We start from the raw sequence: 18,336 nt of genomic DNA, 5'->3' as shown, positions 1-18,336 counted from the left end.
CTCTAAAACCGTGTCGTACCGACCTATACGGCATAATAGAAGTAGCGCGTCTGCGCGCTCTACGGCCAAGCTATTGATGAATCCATCGAATCCAATTGCGGAACCGGCGTCGGCGCCGGCTTCGACCACGGGCACTCCTTCGTCCAATTTCATTCGTGACATCGTCATCCGCGACCTCGAGACCAACAAGTTCGCAGGACGCGTACAGACGCGCTTCCCTCCCGAACCAAATGGATATCTCCATTTAGGTCATGCCAAGTCAATCTGCCTGAATTTCGGGCTGTCGGCCGAGTTCGGCGGCAAAACCAACCTCCGCTTTGATGACACCAATCCTGAGAAAGAAGAACAGGAGTATGTCGATTCCATCATCCGCGACGTCCGCTGGTTGGGCTTCGACTGGGACGACCGGATGTACTACGCCTCCGACTACTTCGATCAGCTTTATCAATGGGCGGTCCAACTGATCAAAGCCGGCAAGGCTTACGTCGATGATCTGAGCGCCGAGGAGATTCGCAAAACGCGCGGCACGCTCACTGAGCCCGGAACCAACAGCCCACATAGGGATCGTTCGGTGGAGGAGAATCTCGATCTGTTCGAGCGCATGCGCAAGGGTGAGTTTCCCGATGGCTCACGCACGCTGCGGGCGAAGATCGACATGAGCTCGCCGAATGTCAACATGCGCGATCCGGTGATGTATCGCATCCTGCACGCCGAACACCACCGCACCGGCAATAAATGGTGCATTTATCCGCTGTACGACTTCGCGCACGGACAATCTGACTCAATCGAGAGAGTCACACATTCGATCTGCACGCTGGAGTTCGAGGATCATCGCCCGCTTTACAACTGGTTCATCGAGCAGCTCGGAATCTTTCACTCGCAGCAGATTGAATTTGATCGCCTCAATCTGACTTACACGATCCTGAGCAAGCGCAGGCTTCTGCAGTTGGTAAACGAAGGTCGCGTTCGCGGATGGGACGATCCGCGGATGCCCACGCTCTCCGCGGTTCGTCGGCGTGGTTATACGCCGGACGCGCTGCGCAACTTCTGTGCTTCGCTCGGCGTGTCGAAGACAAACGGCGTGATCGAGCTGGCGATGCTTGAACATTTCCAGCGTGAAGACCTCAATAAACGCGCGCTGCGTGTAATGTCCGTGTTGCGTCCACTGAAGGTCGTGATCGACAACTACCCCGAAGGCCACGTCGAGCAGATGGACGCGGTCAACAACCCAGAAGACGCGAGTGCCGGGACGCGAAGAGTTCCGTTTTCCCGCGTGCTGTACATCGAGCGCGATGACTTCCGCGAGAATCCGCCGAAGCAGTTCTATCGGCTCTCGCCTGGACGTGAAGTGCGCCTGCGCTATGGCTATTTCATTACTTGCACGAATGTGGTCAAAGACTCTGGCGGAGAAGTAGTCGAAGTGCATTGCACCTACGATCCAGCCACGCGCGGCGGCAATGCTCCGGACGGACGCAAGGTGAAATCGACGATTCACTGGGTTTCGGCAGCGCACGCCATTCCGGCCGAAGTGCGGCTGTACGACAATCTCTTTCTTAAGGAGAATCCGAACGACGTGGAAGAGGGAAAAGATTGGACGGACAATCTCAATCCGAATTCGCTGGAGATTGTTCACGAGGCCAAGCTGGAGCCGTCGTTGGCCAATGCGAAAATCGGAACTCCGTACCAGTTTGAGCGCTTGGGATATTTCTGTGTCGATCTAGATTCGAACCCAGGAGCCCTGGTCTTCAATCGCACAGTTGCGCTGAAGGACACATGGGCGAAGCTGGAGAAGCGCAGTAAGTAACAACTTCTCGGGAATTAAACATCGAAGGCCTGCAACCGCGGATCAAGGAATACAACTCCTCCTGAGCCGCTTTCCAATAATTTTGGAACATGTCTCTTCCGCAGACGAGTTGTTTGAAATGGGTGCGTATTACCCAGGAGAGCCGCATCGAAACGTGAGGATGTTGACACAAGAGCCAGCGATGGTGAGTCCCGTTAGCGCGTCCTCGGTGTGCATTTTCCTGGCAGAAAAGCAGTAGAGCTGCCACTTGGATTCGCATTCCGTCCCACATACATCACGCACCGCCGGTGAATGGAACCGTCAGTCGGTTGGGGTAGGGATTATTTCTCGAACTTCAATCGAGCCGGTGCGTGCGGAGGGTATGCGCCTGGCGATGCGCACAGCTTCGTCGCGCGTGTTCACCCGTAGGAGGAAATAGCCACCCAGCTGTTCCTTAGTTTCCGCAAATGGGCCGTCAGTCGTAGCTGCGTTTCCTTCTCGCAAGCGGACTGTCACAGAGCTTGCCGACGGCTTGAGTTGATCGCCCCGAATGAGTTGTCCGTTTTTACGAAGCTCGTGAATCAGCTGGCGATATTCCTGATAAATGTCCTCTTGGTCGTCTGCGCTTCGCTGGGTCCATTCGATTTCGGAGTGGTAAATCAGGAGTAGGTATTCCATTGTGTCCTCCACTCAGTAGACGAATCTGAATCAAAGAATCGACAGACCAGGGACCAGCCGTAGGTTGGAGATGATGAGAAGAGGATTCAGCGCGGCTCAAAGAATCTTTTTGCCGAACGCCGACATTGCCAGTTCCACCGCGAGCATGGCAGTACGGTTATGCTCGTCGATTACCGGATTCACTTCCACGATTTCGAAGCTCACCATGCGTCCGTGGTCGGCGATGATCTCCATGGCAAGGTGCGCCTCGCGATAGGTGGCTCCGCCGCGCACGGGAGTTCCGACTCCCGGCGCGTCCTCAGGATCGATCCAGTCCATGTCGAGCGAGACGTGATAGCCGGAGGTGCCGCGGCCGGCGGTGCGCAGGGCCTCTTCCATCACCGTGCGCATGCCGCGTTCATCGATGTCGCGCATGGTGTAGACCTCGGTGACGCCCGCGTTGCGAATGTTGTCTTTCTCCGCCTGATCGATGTCGCGAACACCGATCAACACTGTGTTCTCCCGCAGGACCTTCGGCGAGAAATCGTAGATGCGTGAGAGGTCGTCTTGCCAGAGTCCCAAAATGGCAGCCAGCGGCATGCCATGCACGTTGCCACTCGGCGAGGTTGCGGGACTGTTAATGTCGCTGTGTGCGTCGATCCAGATGAGGCCGATGCGCTGATCCTGACGCCGATAGTATTCGGCGACTCCGCTGACCGTTCCTGCCGCAATAGAGTGGTCGCCACCGAGCACGAGCGGAATCATGCCCTGTTCGAGCGTCTTCAGAACAAGCTCGGCTTCCTTTGTACATGTGGCAGTAATTTCTTTGAGGTATTTCGCGCGGGGATTTCCTTCTTTCTTCGTCTCCGCGATTGCGACCGGCACGTTGCCGCCATCTTCGACAACAAGGCCAAGCGCCTCGAGCCGGGCCTCAAGCCCGGCAACGCGCACCGCCGACGGTCCCATATCGACGCCGCGCCGCGATTGCCCTAGATCCAGCGGGACACCGATCACACGTATCTTGCGCGACGCCACCTGGGTAGGCGCGCTGTGCGGGCGAGAGGGGAGTGCGTTGAGAGACTTTTGTTCAGCCATAAAAGAAAGCTGCTGAGTGCTAAGCTCCTAAGCTGCTAAGCCTTCGACATCGCCTGCGAACCGGCATTTTGCATGGTCGTCAAACTAAGTAATTTGCCGGCGATTGGTGCATATCGTTTGTCCATTGCTCAAGCGGAGGAGCTTAGCAGCTTAGAAGCTGCTACGGATATATTCGGTGCAGCATCCGCGGAAACGGAATTGTTTCGCGCACGTGCTCCAGGCCACAGATCCATGCTACGGCGCGCTCGATTCCCATTCCGAAGCCAGCGTGCGGGACTCCGCCGTACTTGCGCAAATCCAGGTACCACTTGAACGCCGATTCGGGAAGCTCGTGCTCGTGAATACGCTTCAGCAGCAGCTCGTAGGAGCTCATGCGCTGCGAGCCGCCGATTATCTCGCCATATCCTTCCGGAGCTAATACATCCACACAAAGCGCAAGGTCCGGCCGTTGCGGATCAGGCTCCATATAGAAAGCTTTTACCTTCGCGGGATAGCGATGAACCATTACTGGACGATCGAACTGCGATGAAATATAGGTTTCGTCCGGTGAGCCGAAGTCTCCGCCCCACTCGAATTTGCTTTCCAGCTTCCCTTCGGCGAAGCCCTTCTCCAGAATCTGCACGGCTTCGTCGTAGGTAATCCGCGGGAACGGTGCTTTCACTGTTTCCAACTTTGAGACGTCGCGCCCGATGGTCTGGAGATCCCCTCGGCGCCGCTCCAGGCAGCGCGCGACGATGAAGCTGATGAACTCTTCGGCAAGCTTCATCAGATCGTCGAGCGTGGCGTATGCGACTTCAGGTTCGACCATCCAGAACTCGGTCAGGTGCCGGCGCGTCTTCGACTTCTCAGCTCGAAAGGTAGGGCCAAACGAATAGACCTTTCCGAGGGCCATTGCTGTCGCTTCGATGTATAGCTGGCCAGACTGCGTGAGATATGCCTGATCGTCGAAGTAATCGACCGGGAACAGCGTCGTCGTACCTTCGCAGGCTGCGGGCGTCAGGATTGGCGGATCTGTCAGAGTGAATCCGCGTTCGTCGAAAAAATCACGGGCGGCTTTGATGATCTCAGCGCGGGTGCGCAGGATCGCCGCCTGTCGCGGCGTGCGCATCCACAGGTGTCGATGTTCCATGAGGAAGTCAACGCCGTGTTCCTTCAGCGAAATGGGAAAGGGATCGTCTTCGGGAACACGCTGCACGACTTTCACATCGCTGACGTCGAGTTCATATCCACCCGGTGCACGTTTATCCGCGCGAACTTTGCCGGTCACAATCACGGCAGATTCCTGCGTTAACTGCTTCACGGCGTCGAAGACTTCCGGCGGAACTGCAGCTTTCGGCACGATGCCCTGGATCTGGCCGGTTCCATCGCGAAAGATCGGGAAGAGGAGCTTGCCGCTCTCGCGCAGGTTGTAGAGCCACCCTCGAATAGTGACGCTCTGACCTTCGCGCGTTCCAATTTGGGCAATGGAGGTAACAGGAGCGTCAGTGGTAGAGATGGTTTGTTCTTTGACTTCCATACGATTCCTTACCGGGGGCAGGCTTCTGCACCGGGCAGAGGACCTTCCCAATCTATTTGATTGCGGGATTTATTTCCAAGCGCAGCCAGTGCTATTCGTAAGCCAGGGCGTCGATGGGATCTTTCTGCGCAGCCTTGAAGGCGGGGTAGAGTGCCCCAATCATTGCGCCGACTAGAGCAATCACAGCCGCCTTCCACAACCAGTTCTCCGCACCAACCTGAACGGTTATCGTTGGAAACTTTGCGAGTAAGGCAGCCTGTGTAGCAAAGCTGATTCCAATTCCCAGAATGATCCCAGCAATGACCAGGACGATGGTCTCGCGAAGAATGACATTCACAATATAGGCTTTCGAAGCGCCCAGAGATTTCAGTATTCCGATTTCGCGAGTGCGTTCCATGACGGCCGTATACATGGATTGAAAAATGACAATGAAGCCGATGCAAACCGCAATGCCAATCACTACTTTGATCGTGATGGAAAATCCAGGGAGCCGTTCTGGAGTAACAAGACTGAGCCACTCCTGGATTGAGGTAACGACATACTGGCTCATGCCCGGAACGTTGCCTACTTCGCTTTTGAAAACGTCGTAGTTCTTGGGATCGTCCAGCTTTACGTAAAAAATTGAGGCCTTGCCCTCGGCGCCGGTCAACTGCTGCAGAGTCTGAATAGGAAGAAATTTGCGACCGCCTTTTCCATGCTCCACGATTCCCGAAATTCGGAAATTGTGAGCCAGCACGTTTGTCGTGTCGCCGACCTTCAAGTGAGCCGAATTGGCGAAATAGTCATCCACAATGATGTCGTTTGGGCCCTGGAAAGGACCGCCGGCGATGTAACGAAACGGCGACCCTAACTGGTTCCATGTAGTTAGATCAATACCGTAGATGGTTTCAACAGCTCCGCTGGTTACAGTCTGGAGCACGACCGGAGCAACAGCGTTGACGTGAGGAAGTTTTCGCAGCACGTCTGCGATCTTTATCGAGGCAGGCGCGCCGCTCGCAGCCATAATTCCCGACGAACCCGGCGGACGCACAAATGCGTCCGCCCCAATGCCTGCCGTACGCTGTTTATTGTCGTTGAGCATGCCGAACATTAGCCCAACGATCACAAGCATTAGCGTCACCTCCACCGCGACGGCCACAACGCTGATCAGTGACCGGATCGGCCGGTGTACGAGGTTGGAGATGATCATCTTGTTCATAGGTTCATTGTAGCGAGCTTAGGTTCTGCGACACCCGCGGCATTAGTTACCCTTTGTCTCTATTCCCAGCGCCGCATAGGCTTCATCGAGCGTTCTGACCACGGTGATGTTAGGACGCGTTTTTCCGGCGAGCATTTGAAACATACGCGAAGTGCCATATGCCACGTCGGATGGGGCGACCATGACCCGCCGCGCCTTTTCCAAAGGCGATTTCGATTCTGCAACCAGCCTGATTTGATCGGACGAAATATCGAAGTGCGTTACCTGGGTGAAGTCGGTGATGGCACGGTACTCGCCTTCATATGGCGCGTTGCGCTCGATTTCCGCGATCTGCCGCGCGACGTCTTCGTTCGTCACCTCTCCTATGTAGGTCGTGACGACTAGCTTCTTGTTTCGATCAACACGAACGGTTACTGGCATCAGGCGCTACTTGGCTCCGCCGAATGCGAGATCAATGAGCGTCTTCTGCTCCATATCATGCGCTTTGGCTGAACCAGTCGCAGGACTGGCTGCTGCTGAGCGCTTGACGGTGAGCACGGGACGTCCGCCGGAAATGCGCCGGAGCCGTGGGACCACGAACCAATTCGCGCCCATGTTGGCCGGCTCTTCCTGAACCCAGACGATCTCAGTGGCGTTCGAGTGCTTCTGCAGCTCTGCTGTGAGTTCCGCTTCGGGCCAGGGATAAAGCTGCTCGATGAAGATGATCCCGGTGGATTCGTCTTTGCGCTTTTTTCGTTCGATCCGCAACTCGTGTCCAATCTTGCCGGTGCAGATGAGCAGCCGCGTTGGATTGGCAATTTCCGTTTCGGGAAGCACGTTCAAGAAGTGCGGGCGGCTGAAGTCCTGAATTGGAGAGTTCGCGTCCGGATGGCGCAGCATGCTCTTCGGCGTGAAGACGACAAGTGGTTTACGCCACGGACGGAGCGCCTGACGGCGCAGCAGATGGAAGTACTGCGCAGCAGTCGAAGGCTGGCAGATCTGCATGTTGTCGCGAGCTGCAAGCTGCAGATAGCGCTCGAGGCGCGCGCTGGAGTGCTCGGGTCCTTGTCCTTCGTAGCCGTGAGGAAGAAGCATTACAAGTCCGCTCAGCAGTCCCCACTTGTCTTCAGCTGAAGATATGAACTGATCGATGATGATCTGCGCGCCATTAGCGAAATCGCCGAACTGCGCTTCCCAGAGCACAAGGGTTTCGGGATAGTCGCGGCTATAGCCGTATTCAAAGCCGAGCACTCCAGCTTCGGACAGAATCGAGTTGTAGACCTCGTACTTGGCCTGTCCGGGCTGAATATGGTTCAAAGGAATGTACTCGTCTTCGTTCTCGACATCGATCAGCACACTGTGGCGCTGATTGAAGGTGCCGCGTTTGCAGTCCTGCCCGCTCAGGCGAACCGGCGTGCCTTGAATCAACAATGAGCCAAATGCCACGGCTTCCGCCATGCCGTAATCAAAAGGACGCTTGCCGTGTCCCATTTCGGCACGCTGTTCGAGCAGCTTCTTGATCTTGGGATGGATGTGGAACTCTGGCGGATAGCTAGCGAGCTTATCGGAGATTTTCGCAATCTCTTGCGCAGAGATTCCCGTTTCCACTTCGTACTCGGGCAGGAAGCATCCGCCTTTGTACTTGTCCCAGTACTCGGGAAGTTGAGCCAGGCGCGGCATCTTCTTCATGCGCGTAGCTTGCTTCTGTGCTTCGCTGATTTCGGTCGTGATCTCCTGCACGCGCCGGCTGTTGTCGATGCCGATCCGCTTTGCGTAAATCTCGTGCAGCGGTGGATGGTCTTTGATGCGCGCATAGCGAATCGGTTGAGTGATTGTGGGATCGTCAACCTCGCTGTGACCATGGCGGCGATAGCCAACGAGATCGATCACTACATCGGAATGGAAGGTGTAGCGGTAATCGACCGCGAGCTTTGCGATGCGCAGGACTGCATCGGGATCTTCCGAATTGACGTGAAAAATCGGAATGGGAAGACGCTTTGCCAAATCCGACGAATAGCGCGACGAGTTTGTCTCGTACGGCTCTGTCGTAAATCCAATCAGGTTATTGACGATGATGTGCAGCCCGCCGCCGACGGTGTATCCATCGACGCTCGCGAGATTGAGCGTCTCCGCCCAGATCCCCTGGCCTGCAAAGGCAGCATCGCCGTGGATCATTACCGGAAGAACCTTGTCCTCTCCTCCCCAACGAATTTGCTTGGCGCGCACCCGTCCTGTAGCCACGGGATCCACTGCTTCTAAGTGGCTGGGATTCGAGACCAGATGCAGGTTGATCGTGCTGCCGTTCCGCCCCGAGAAAGTTCCCGTCGCGCCCTGGTGATATTTCACGTCGCCGCCGCCGAGGATACTGCGCGGGTCGACATCTTCGAATTTCGCGAACATATCCGTCGCGGACTTGCCCACGGTGTTGACCATCACGTTCAGCCGTCCGCGATGGCTCATCGCGATCACAACTTGAATCGTGCCGCGCTCCGCAGCCTCGTTAAGGACCTCGTCCAAAAACGGGATCAGCGAAGTAACGCCTTCGAGCGAGAAGCGTTTCGTTCCGAGATAACGTGACTGGATTACATGTTCGAACAAGTCCGCTCTGGTGAGCAGCTCAAGGATGTGCTTCTGGTCTACTGCAGGAGCATCGGCTTCAAGTCGCTCCTGAATCCACTCTCTTCGTGCCGCATCGGGAATGTGCATGAACTCGGCGCCGACCGTGCCGCAGTAACAGCGACGCGCCTCGTCGGCGAAATCACCTTGAATATCGAGTTCGGGTACTGCCTGTGGCTGGAGATATTGGCCTAGAGGGTCGAGCTTGGCCTGAAGATACCCCCAGCGCCGGAAGGCTTCGAAGACACGCTCCCGGTCGTGCGGATCGATGAGGAAGGAACTACGTGGAATTTCTTGAGAAGTTGAAGCCATAACTAAATTGTAATCGGGTCATCGGGTGATCGGGTCATCGGGTGAAGTGAAAACCAAAACACTTTTGTAATCGATACCAGCGAAATTCGCGGTTTAAACGCGCGTACAACAACCCGCATCGTGTCTTGATTCTTACTTCACCTGATGACCCGATGACCCGATATTTTTCACGCCTTCGCCGGATCGATCTTCTCCGGATTGATTCCCAACTCCTGGAACGCCTTCTGCGCTTTCTTCGCGTCAAATTTCTTCTCGCGCGAGAGCTTCGAGAGCGTTGCCGCGACGATCGCTTCCGGACTGATCTCGAAATGCTTGCGCAGATACTCGCGATTGTCGCTGCGGCCGAAACCGTCGGTACCCAGGCTTACCAGACGCTCGCGCAGCCACGGCGAGAGTTGGTCGGGAACGATCTTCATGTAGTCGCTCACTGCGATGATCGGGCCTTCGGCGCCCTCAAGAGCTTTGAGGATGTAGGGCTGTTTTTCCTTTTCCGCCGGATGCAGCAGGTTCCAGCGATCAGCCGCAAGCGCGTCACGACGTAACTCGGTGTAGCTGGTCACGCTCCAGACGTCAGCTTGCACTGCGTATTTCTCGGCGAGGGTGGCTTGCGCTTTTAATGCTTCGTTCAGAATCGGACCGCTGCCGAAGAGATTTACGACTGCTTTTCCGCCCGGCGCTGCTTTGAACTTGTAGATGCCGCGCAGAATGCCTTCTTCGATGCCCTTCGGCATCTCCGGCATTGCGTAATCTTCGTTGTACATCGTGATGTAGTAGAAGCGGTCTTCGCCCTTTTCGTACATCCGACGTAATCCATCCTGCACGATCACAGCGATTTCATATGCGTACGCCGGATCGTAGGTGACGCATGTGGGATAAACGCTCGACATCACCACGCTGTGTCCATCGCAGTGCTGGAGGCCCTCGCCGGAGAGCGTAGTGCGACCAGCGGTTCCGCCCATCAGGAAGCCTTTGCCGCGCGCATCGCCAAAGGCCCAGATGAGATCGCCTACACGCTGGAAGCCGAACATCGAGTAGTACATGTAGAACGGAATCGTCGGCACGCGATAGTTTGAGTAGGCAGTGCCCGCCGCGGTGAATGAGGACATCGAGCCCGCTTCTGTGATTCCCTCTTCGAGAATCTGTCCGTCTTTTTCTTCGCGGTAGTAGAGCAGGATGTCCTGATCGTGCGGGGTGTAGAGCTGTCCCTGGCTGGCGTAGATGCCCACCTGGCGAATCGCCGATTCCAATCCGAAGGTGCGGCCTTCATCGGGGACGATAGGCACGACCAGCTTTCCCATTTCAGGATGCTTGAGCAGCGTGCGCAGCATGCTCACGAAGCCCATCGTCGTCGATACGGCGCGACCGCGCGAGCCGCCGAGCGCATCGGCAAAGAACTCGAGTTCCGGAGCTTTCAGATTAGGCTTCTGAGTATCGCGTGCCGGCAGATAGCCACCGAGGTTCTTGCGGCATTTCTTCATGTACTCGATTTCCGGAGTGTCTTTTTCCGGACGATACGGCGCGCCATTTTTCGCAGCCTCGTCGGGAACAGGAATATCGAAGACTTTGCGGAAGGTTTGCAGCGCTTCGTCAGTCAGCTTCTTCTCCTGATGGGTCGCATTGCGAGCTTGCGCGGAGCCAAGGCCGTATCCCTTTACCGTTTTCGCCAGAATGACAGTGGGCGAGCCGGTGTGTTCTACAGCGCGCAGGTAAGCGTTGTAAATCTTTTTCGGATCGTGACCGCCGCGATGCAGATGGCCGATCTGCTCATCGCTCATATCCGCGACCAGTTCGAGCAGCTCCGGATACTTGCCGAAAAAGTGCTCTCGCGTATAAGCGCCGCCTTTGGCTTTACACGCCTGGTACTCGCCATCGACGCACTCTTCCATGCGCTTGAGCAGGAGGCCAGAGTTGTCGCGGGCGAAGAGGGGATCCCAATCGCTACCCCAAATGACTTTGATAACGTTCCATCCAGCGCCACGGAAGACGCCTTCGAGCTCGCTGATGATCTTTCCGTTCCCGCGCACCGGGCCGTCGAGGCGCTGCAGGTTGCAGTTCACAACGAAGATCAGGTTGTCGAGCTTCTCCCGCGTCGCAACAGTCAGAGCACCTAAAGTTTCGACTTCATCGGTCTCACCGTCGCCTACGAATGCCCAAATCTTGCGCGGCGTTTTCTCGATGAGATTGCGATGTTCGAGGTAGCGCATGAAACGGGCCTGGTAGATGGCATTGATGGGGCCAATGCCCATCGAAACCGTTGGAAACTGCCAGAAATCCGGCATCAGCCATGGGTGCGGGTAAGAAGGGAGCCCCGGCTCTCGACGCGCTTCATGCCGAAAGTTCAGAACCTGCTGCTCGGAGATACGACCTTCCAGGAAAGCGCGAGCATATGCACCCGGTGACGCGTGTCCCTGGAAATAGATCATGTCGCCCGCCTGATCGCCGTAACTGGCATGGAAGAAGTGATTGAAACCAACCTCGGCCAGAGTTGCGAGAGATGAGTAGGTGGAGAGGTGACCGCCAATTCCAGAGTCTTTCTTGTTTTGCCGATGTACCATTGCCATCGCATTCCAGCGGATCAGCGCCTCGATGCGCCGCTCCATATCGCGGTCGCCGGGATAGGGCAGCTCCTGCTCGACGGGAATGGTGTTCTTGTAAGGCGTGTGAAGTTGGGTCGGCGGCTCTACGCCGGACTCGCGAGCATGGCGAGAGAGCGCGTCGAGCAACTCTGCTGCGCGAGATGGACCTTCTCCTTCGACGATCTGATCAAAGGCTTCAAGCCACTCGTTTGTTTCACTTTGATCAGCTTCCACCGGCTCAGCCGGCAAGACTGGATAGGCGTTCATGACTACCATGATAGAACCAGTATGCTCCTCTGCACGTGACAATGGTCACAGCCATCTGCGCAGCCACGAAGCATCGAAGCCACGCAGTCAACAGCTTTGAAAACCGCTACTTACGGGGGAGAGCCGGATATCGGCCTCGATGATTTTAGCCGTTTATCGTGTCCACGACCTGACTATTTGTAGATGTTTCGTGAGCCGTTGCGGAACCAGGTTTCTGGCAAGCTCAGTCCGGTTTCTCTGAGTTAAATATTTGGCAGCAAACCATGAGCCGCAGAGACGGCCAGTTTGAGGGGTAACGCTAAATCGCCGCGACTGTCTCCCGATCCAAAATTGGATCGGCGACATAAGAACGACGTCGGCGCAACGACAGCCGGAGGTCCCGAAGGAGTGTTTTAGAGCGGGACCTCGCTCGGTCGAGGCAACTGTAGAGCCGGTCAAACCCATTCATCTCCAAGTTACGCCGACAGCAACTTCACACCAAACAAGCGGCAGCACACAGTCACAATTTGTGACGACAATTCCCTGCTCGTTTCCCTGTTCGCTTGCAGTGCATCACTGCCGCGAGGTGCAAGTCTCCCGATTTCAATCGAATACGGAGGATTCCCTAAGATCGCTGATAGTTCCCTGGTGAAACGGCAAATCTTCAGATTTTGGGCAAAATTCGACGGATTTTCGTCCAAAGTTTTTGGAGTTCGCTGTTTAATTCCCTGTTCACCGAGTTGAATCACTTTCCTCCGGCTCCTTCGTAGCTGGTGAGCTGATCGGCGATCTTCGACTTGTCACCGACGACCACCATGGTGAGCTTGTCGGGCACAATGTACTTTTGCGCCATCTGCTGTACCTGCTCCGCCGATACCTTGTAGATGTTGGGTACGTACGTGTCGAGGTAGTCATTGCCAAGCTTGTGCAGATCGACATATTCGAGCTGAGCAATTAATCCAGCCCGGTTTGAGTTGCGCAGCACGAACACGCCCGCCAGATAATTCTTGATGCCCTCGAGCTCCTGCGCAGAGGGCGGTTCCTTCTGCAGACGATCGATCTCGTACAGAATCTCTTTGATCGATGCACCAGTGTATTTCGCGGTCACATCGGCTATCTGCACCCAGTAGGCGTCGCGATAACGCGAGGACAATTGGCTGTAAGGAGAGTACGTGTATCCCTTCTGCTCGCGGATGTTCGAAGTAATACGCGATCCAAACGAGCCACCGAGAATCGCGTTCATGACCTGCAGCGGAATGTAGTCCTCATTGCTCGGATCGATCGTCGGAAGGCCGATGTAAAGCGTCGACTGCACGGCGCCGGGGCGATCAATGATGGAGAGATCCCGCTTGGTGACGGGTTTGGGAACGTCGATGAGCGCATCCGGCCCATGCGGCCAGGATGAAAACGCCTCCGTGATCGCCTTCTTTACTGCTGCCGGATCGAACTTCCCAGCCACGTAAACATGCGTGCGGGCTGCGCCGAAATTGTCCTTATAGAACTTTTGGACGTCTTCGATGGTGTAGCCCTGGATCATCTGCTCAGTTGGAAACAGGCGTCCATAAGGATGGTTGGGATACAGCTCCTTGACGAACTGCTCGTGCGCGACCGGCTGTGGCTGAGACTTCTGAATGCTGAGCGTGCGGAGCTGATCTTTCTTCAAGCGATCGAGTTCCGAACCGGGCAGCGCGGGGTGCATCGCGACATCGGCCAGTAGCGATACCATTTTGGGACCAAACTCCGACAGAACGTCGCCTGAGATGCTCGTCGTGTCCGGCCCAACGTTCACATCGACCGAACCTCCCATCGAGGCCGCTTGCTGCGCGACTTCTTGAGCAGACTTGCTCGTTGTGCCTTCCTTCATCAGGCTGGTAGTGAGATCGGCGAGCCAAACCTGGTTCTCGGCTTCGTTCAGATTGCCGGCGCGAACGCTCACAGCGATCATCACCTTCGGAATTGAGCCGTACGGCACCAGCGTGGCCTCGAGTCCGTTCGGCAGCGAGAACTTCTCCTGCTGCGGAACCTTGAATGGCTTAGGCGCGCTACCGGGAGGCGGTGATTGCTTCTTGGCCTGCGTCTCGTGCGCAGATGTGGCGCTCTCCTGTGCAGTTGCCGCGCAACACGCCAGAGCGAAGAACAATGTGCAGATCAGAGTGGTAATTCGGTTTCGCATGTCTCTCTCCTTCGCTCCTCAGTTTCCTGACTTGGTTGATTCCGCATTCTGCGTAGCGGCCCCGGGCTCGATGGCCAGCACTGTACGGTTTGACGGCCGCAGATATTCCTGCGCCGTCTTCTGAATTAGCGCCGGGGTGATCTTCCGGAATTGGGACTCGATGTCGTTTACCCGCGCCGGATTGTCGTCAAACAGAGCGAAGCTGGCGAGCATGTCGGCAAGTCCGAATCCGTTGAACTGGCTAAGCTGATCGTAGAAATCCGAGCGCAGTTTCACCATGGCACGGTCGAGAGTCTTTTGGTCAATTGGCTTACTGCGCAGCGGGTCGATCACGGAATCCATCGCGGCAAGAATGTCATCGTCCTTCACGTTGCTGTCGTGGAAGAGATACGCGGTCCAAAGCATTGGGCCGTTGTAGTCATACATGTTCCCCAACATGTTGATACCGCCTTCCACCGCGCCGGTCATGCCTTTCTTTTGCACCAGTTCCTCATGGAGCAGACTGTCGTCGCCCTCAAGGAGAATCTGATCGAGCAGGCCCATCGCGTAGTACTCGGGAGTGTTGCGACCAGGCATGTGATAAGCCACGGCGAGCGCCGGACGCTTCGCCTGCGGGTCAACTTTGCTGGCTTTTTTCTCTTTTTCCTGCCGCGGCTCTGTAAAATCCGGTTCTTTTACCTTTTTTGCGGCGGGAATATTGGCGAAGTACTTCTGGACCATCTTGCGGGCGTCAGCGGGATCGAAATCCCCGACCACCGCCAGCGCGGCGTTATTGGGAGCGTAGTAGGTCTTGAAGAACTGCTGCACATCGGGAAGCGTGGCAGCCTCGATGTCCTTCAGATCGCCGTAAAAGTTGTGAGCGTTATACCAGTTGGTGTTCGCATACTGCGGCATGTCGAGCCAGGGAAATCCGCCGTAAGGACGATTCAGAACGTTTACTTTTACTTCATTCCCGACGACTCCCTGCTGATTTTTGAGATTGTCTTCGTTTACATCGAGTCCGCGCATCCGATCGGCTTCGGCCCACAGCATGGTCTCCAGTTTGTTTGCGGGAACGATTTCAAAGTAGTTGGTGAAGTCAAATCGCGTGGATCCGTTCAGCGTCCCACCATTCTGCTGAACGAGCTTAATCATCTCCATCTTGCCCAGATTCTGCGAGCCCTGGAACATCATGTGCTCGAACAGGTGAGCGAATCCGGTGCGGTCGCGCGGCTCAACTCGAAAGCCAATCCGATAATAAACAGCAACGGCAACCGTGGGCGCCGAATGATCCGGCGAGAGCACGACCCGCAATCCGTTCGGCAGCTTGTAATAAAAGACGGGAACGGTAAAGCCACTGGTAGGTGTCGCCTTTGGCGCTGGCGGTGCGGCAAACGTTGAAACCGACATCAGCACAGCCGCAGCAAGCGCGGCGCCTGAATGCAGGAAAGTCCTCATGGGGTACCTCTCAAGGATGGAAGATGAAACTCGTTTACGAGCGCTAAACTTAAATGGATAGACAGAGACTTGCAAGCATAGACGGGACGAGTCGGCGTTCGTTAGCCAGTGACTGTCATTCCGAACGCCCGTTTTTGGCGGAGGAATCCCTACCAGCTGCAACAACGCCGATCGAGGTGACTCCCTGATACGATTGACGCGCGTTCGGCGCGTGAAACGGCGCCCATCCACGATTGCGGCGGGACTTTCGACGATGAAGAAAACAATTCCGAAAGGAAAGCCCGAACGAAGATCTGTTGGCGCTGCAAAGTCCGCCGCAAAGCATTCCACCCGCAACGGGGCATCGCGGGAGAAATATCCAATTCGCACCAATGCTCACGGCATCCCCGACTACCGACTCGAAATCCCGAATTTCCGGACGACCGAAGAATGGGTTGACGGGCAGTTCCGCTACAAAGTCGAAGGGGACCTCTCGGGCGAGCCCCCTCCGCTGCGCGAATCGAAATATCTGAACAAAGAACAGACGATCGAGATCTACCGCTACATGCTGCTCAATCGCAAGATGGAGCAGACGCTCGAAAATCTATTCAAGCAGCAGAAGGTCGTCGGCGGAGTTTATCTCGGACTAGGCCAGGAAGGATGCTCCTGCGCATCCGCCTATGCCTTGCGCGAGGGCGACTGGATTGGGCCAATGATCCGCAATCAGGGCGCACTGCTGGTACGAGGATTCAAACCTCGCGACGTGATGATGCAGTACATGGCGAAATCCGGCGCGCCAACCGGAGGGCGCGATGCCGGTTCCCACTTCGGGGACATCCAAAAGCGCCACATTGCCGCTCCGATCTCCATGCTTGGCGATCTGATTCCCGTTTTGGCCGGAGTTGCACTCGGTGCGAGGCTGCAAGGTAAGAACATCGCGTGTCTCACCTGGATCGGTGATGGCGGCCAATCGACCGGCCCAACATATGAGGGGTTCAACTTCGCCGCGGTGCAGAAGCTCGGCGTGATTCTGATCGTCGAAAATAATCTCTGGGCATACTCAACACCGGTTGATCGACAGGTTGCCTGCCGCGATCTCGCCGATCGTGCGATTGGGTACGGAGTGCCGGGAGCAATCATCGACGGCACTGATCCTAACCAGGTCTATGACTTGACCTACGAAGCCGCACAGCGCGTGTACCGCGGCGAAGGCCCGACGCTAATCGAGGCGAAGATGATGCGCATGCGTGGACACGCCATGCACGATGCCGCCGCCTACGTTCCAAAACAGTACTTCGAGTATTGGACGAAGCGCGATCCCATTGCACGCATGGAGAAATACCTGCTCGCCAAAGGATGGCTGATCGAGAGATCCAATCGCGAACTGATCGAGTCCGTGCAGCGCGAGATCGACGAGGATCGCGAAATTGCAGAAGCATCCCCGTATCCGGAAGGATCAACAGCGGACGAACGTGTATTCTGCGACAACGGCGTTGAGATTCCGTTTTTGTACGGCGGGCCAAAGGTGAAGAAGGTAGAGAAGGAGAAGCTAGCGGCGGCTAGCGACGTGGCGCATCTGCGCTAGCTCAGGAGCCACGGAGCCCTCGAATTCGATCTAGAAAATGGCCGATCTCTCAACAACAATGGCAAACGCTTTTCTCCGTGTCGCAGTGTCTCCGTGGTGAATTGACATGCCTACCTATCTCGAAGCAATCCGCGAAGGCATTTGGGAAGAGATGGAGCGCGATCCCGCTGTCTTCTGCATCGGCGAAGATATCGGCGTGTATGGCGGCGCGTTCAAAGTGACGGAAGGCTTCATTCATCATTTCGGCAGTGAGCGCGTGATCGACACTCCAATCGCCGAATCGGCAATTGTGAGTGCGGCGTTCGGGGCGTCGCTCACGGGGATGCGTCCTGTGGCCGAGTTCCAGTTCATGGACTTCATCAGTTGCGCGCACAACCAGATCGTCAACATGGTGGCAAAGGCCAACTATCGCTGGAATGCTCCAGCGCCGCTGGTGCTTCGCGGACCGTCGGGCGGAGGAGTGAGCGGAGGCCCGTTTCACTCGCAGAATCCTGAAACGTACTACGCGCACACGCCCGGATTAAAAGTGATTTGTCCCGCTACAGCACGCGATGCTAAAGGCTTAATCAAAGCAGCGATTCGCGATAACAATCCGTGTCTCTTCTTCGAGCACAAATTTCTGTATCGCCGCATTAAAGAAGACCTGCCCGCCGAGGATTACACCGTCGAAATCGGGAAGGCACGGCTTCATCGCCAAGGACGCGATGTGAGCCTAATTACCTACGCCGCGATGGTTTACGTCGCGCAGGAAGCTGCAGACATCCTCGCGAAAGAGGGAATTGAACTGGAAATCCTCGACTTACGCACGATCGCGCCGCTCGACAAAGAGGCCATCGCGAACACGGTGAAGAAGACGAACCGCGTGGTTATTCTCCACGAAGATACGAAGACAGGCGGCATCGCGGGAGAGATTGCAGCAGTAATCAATGAACTCGCGTTCGATGATCTCGACGCACCGATCGCGCGCATCGCATCACTCGATACGCCGGTCCCCTTCTCACCGCCGCTGGAGAAATTCTTCCTTCCCAAAATGGAAGACGTAGTGAGAGAGGCGCGACGGCTGAAGTCGTACTAGAAGGCGGACTCAAGAGGCGTCGCTTGCACGTTTCTTATGCCGTTGTCCCTTCCATATACTTCGTGTCCGATCACATTCAGCTTCTCTTCAGCTCTGCTGTTGGGACAGT

At 56.0% G+C, this 18,336-nt stretch carries 12 protein-coding genes; 3 read left to right on the top strand and 9 right to left on the bottom strand.

Features of this window, described 5'->3' with window-relative positions; genetic code table 11:
• Positions 1 to 76: 76 nt before the first annotated feature.
• On the top strand, positions 77 to 1,804 hold the full coding sequence (locus VFU50_14950; protein HEU5234160.1) for a glutamine--tRNA ligase/YqeY domain fusion protein: 1,728 nt from the start codon (positions 77 to 79) through the stop codon (positions 1,802 to 1,804).
• 300 nt (positions 1,805 to 2,104) lie between these two features.
• Here the strand turns inward: VFU50_14950 and VFU50_14945 are convergent, their stop codons facing one another.
• The 9 genes from VFU50_14945 to VFU50_14905 all read right to left on the bottom strand — a co-directional run bounded on the left by VFU50_14945 (position 2,105) and on the right by VFU50_14905 (position 15,588).
• Entirely contained in the window at positions 2,105 to 2,461 is a 357-nt protein-coding gene (locus VFU50_14945) for a YciI family protein (protein ID HEU5234159.1), read from the bottom strand.
• Positions 2,462 to 2,557: 96 nt separating this feature from the next.
• Positions 2,558 to 3,535 carry an arginase gene (gene rocF, locus VFU50_14940; protein ID HEU5234158.1) on the bottom strand — a complete coding sequence of 326 codons (978 nt, stop codon included), beginning with the start codon at positions 3,533 to 3,535 and terminating at the stop codon, positions 2,558 to 2,560.
• Between the two features lie 160 nt (positions 3,536 to 3,695).
• Positions 3,696 to 5,051: an asparagine--tRNA ligase gene (asnS, locus tag VFU50_14935; protein ID HEU5234157.1), complete on the bottom strand. Its 1,356-nt coding sequence runs from the start codon at positions 5,049 to 5,051 to the stop codon at positions 3,696 to 3,698.
• Between the two features lie 91 nt (positions 5,052 to 5,142).
• Positions 5,143 to 6,249, bottom strand: a complete 1,107-nt coding sequence (locus VFU50_14930) for an FtsX-like permease family protein (protein HEU5234156.1) — start codon at positions 6,247 to 6,249, stop codon at positions 5,143 to 5,145.
• 42 nt (positions 6,250 to 6,291) lie between these two features.
• Positions 6,292 to 6,669 (bottom strand): hypothetical protein, encoded by a 378-nt coding sequence (locus tag VFU50_14925; protein ID HEU5234155.1) that lies wholly within the window; start codon positions 6,667 to 6,669, stop codon positions 6,292 to 6,294.
• 6 nt (positions 6,670 to 6,675) lie between these two features.
• Entirely contained in the window at positions 6,676 to 9,156 is a 2,481-nt protein-coding gene (locus VFU50_14920) for a 2-oxoglutarate dehydrogenase E1 component (protein HEU5234154.1), read from the bottom strand.
• A 167-nt stretch (positions 9,157 to 9,323) separates the two neighbouring features.
• On the bottom strand, positions 9,324 to 11,999 hold the full coding sequence (gene aceE, locus VFU50_14915; protein ID HEU5234153.1) for a pyruvate dehydrogenase (acetyl-transferring), homodimeric type: 2,676 nt from the start codon (positions 11,997 to 11,999) through the stop codon (positions 9,324 to 9,326).
• Positions 12,000 to 12,723: 724 nt separating this feature from the next.
• Positions 12,724 to 14,151, bottom strand: a complete 1,428-nt coding sequence (locus VFU50_14910; protein ID HEU5234152.1) for a pitrilysin family protein — start codon at positions 14,149 to 14,151, stop codon at positions 12,724 to 12,726.
• A gap of 18 nt (positions 14,152 to 14,169) precedes the next feature.
• A complete protein-coding gene (locus VFU50_14905; protein HEU5234151.1) occupies positions 14,170 to 15,588 on the bottom strand; it encodes a pitrilysin family protein in 1,419 nt (472 codons plus the stop codon).
• A gap of 253 nt (positions 15,589 to 15,841) precedes the next feature.
• On the opposite strand from VFU50_14905, the gene VFU50_14900 reads away from it, so the two are divergent.
• Positions 15,842 to 17,152 carry a thiamine pyrophosphate-dependent dehydrogenase E1 component subunit alpha gene (locus VFU50_14900; protein ID HEU5234150.1) on the top strand — a complete coding sequence of 437 codons (1,311 nt, stop codon included), beginning with the start codon at positions 15,842 to 15,844 and terminating at the stop codon, positions 17,150 to 17,152.
• A 106-nt stretch (positions 17,153 to 17,258) separates the two neighbouring features.
• On the top strand, positions 17,259 to 18,227 hold the full coding sequence (locus VFU50_14895; protein HEU5234149.1) for an alpha-ketoacid dehydrogenase subunit beta: 969 nt from the start codon (positions 17,259 to 17,261) through the stop codon (positions 18,225 to 18,227).
• The last annotated feature ends 109 nt before the right edge of the window (positions 18,228 to 18,336 follow it).

The organism is Terriglobales bacterium, from assembly GCA_035764005.1.
Taxonomy (GTDB): domain Bacteria; phylum Acidobacteriota; class Terriglobia; order Terriglobales; family Acidobacteriaceae; genus Gp1-AA112.
This window is presented reverse-complemented; position numbering and strand designations above follow the sequence as displayed.

What these genes read in the sequence shown, in the direction of transcription:
- VFU50_14920 (HEU5234154.1), bottom strand. Translation starts at nt 9,156, where the DNA reads ATGGCTTCAACTTCTCAAGAAATTCCACGTAGTTCCTTCCTCATCGAT.
- asnS (HEU5234157.1), bottom strand. Translation starts at nt 5,051, where the DNA reads ATGGAAGTCAAAGAACAAACCATCTCTACCACTGACGCTCCTGTTACC.
- VFU50_14930 (HEU5234156.1), bottom strand. Translation starts at nt 6,249, where the DNA reads ATGAACAAGATGATCATCTCCAACCTCGTACACCGGCCGATCCGGTCA.
- VFU50_14950 (HEU5234160.1), top strand. Translation starts at nt 77, where the DNA reads ATGAATCCATCGAATCCAATTGCGGAACCGGCGTCGGCGCCGGCTTCG.
- VFU50_14925 (HEU5234155.1), bottom strand. Translation starts at nt 6,669, where the DNA reads ATGCCAGTAACCGTTCGTGTTGATCGAAACAAGAAGCTAGTCGTCACG.
- VFU50_14945 (HEU5234159.1), bottom strand. Translation starts at nt 2,461, where the DNA reads ATGGAATACCTACTCCTGATTTACCACTCCGAAATCGAATGGACCCAG.
- rocF (HEU5234158.1), bottom strand. Translation starts at nt 3,535, where the DNA reads ATGGCTGAACAAAAGTCTCTCAACGCACTCCCCTCTCGCCCGCACAGC.
- VFU50_14910 (HEU5234152.1), bottom strand. Translation starts at nt 14,151, where the DNA reads ATGCGAAACCGAATTACCACTCTGATCTGCACATTGTTCTTCGCTCTG.
- VFU50_14900 (HEU5234150.1), top strand. Translation starts at nt 15,842, where the DNA reads ATGAAGAAAACAATTCCGAAAGGAAAGCCCGAACGAAGATCTGTTGGC.
- aceE (HEU5234153.1), bottom strand. Translation starts at nt 11,999, where the DNA reads ATGAACGCCTATCCAGTCTTGCCGGCTGAGCCGGTGGAAGCTGATCAA.
- VFU50_14895 (HEU5234149.1), top strand. Translation starts at nt 17,259, where the DNA reads ATGCCTACCTATCTCGAAGCAATCCGCGAAGGCATTTGGGAAGAGATG.
- VFU50_14905 (HEU5234151.1), bottom strand. Translation starts at nt 15,588, where the DNA reads ATGAGGACTTTCCTGCATTCAGGCGCCGCGCTTGCTGCGGCTGTGCTG.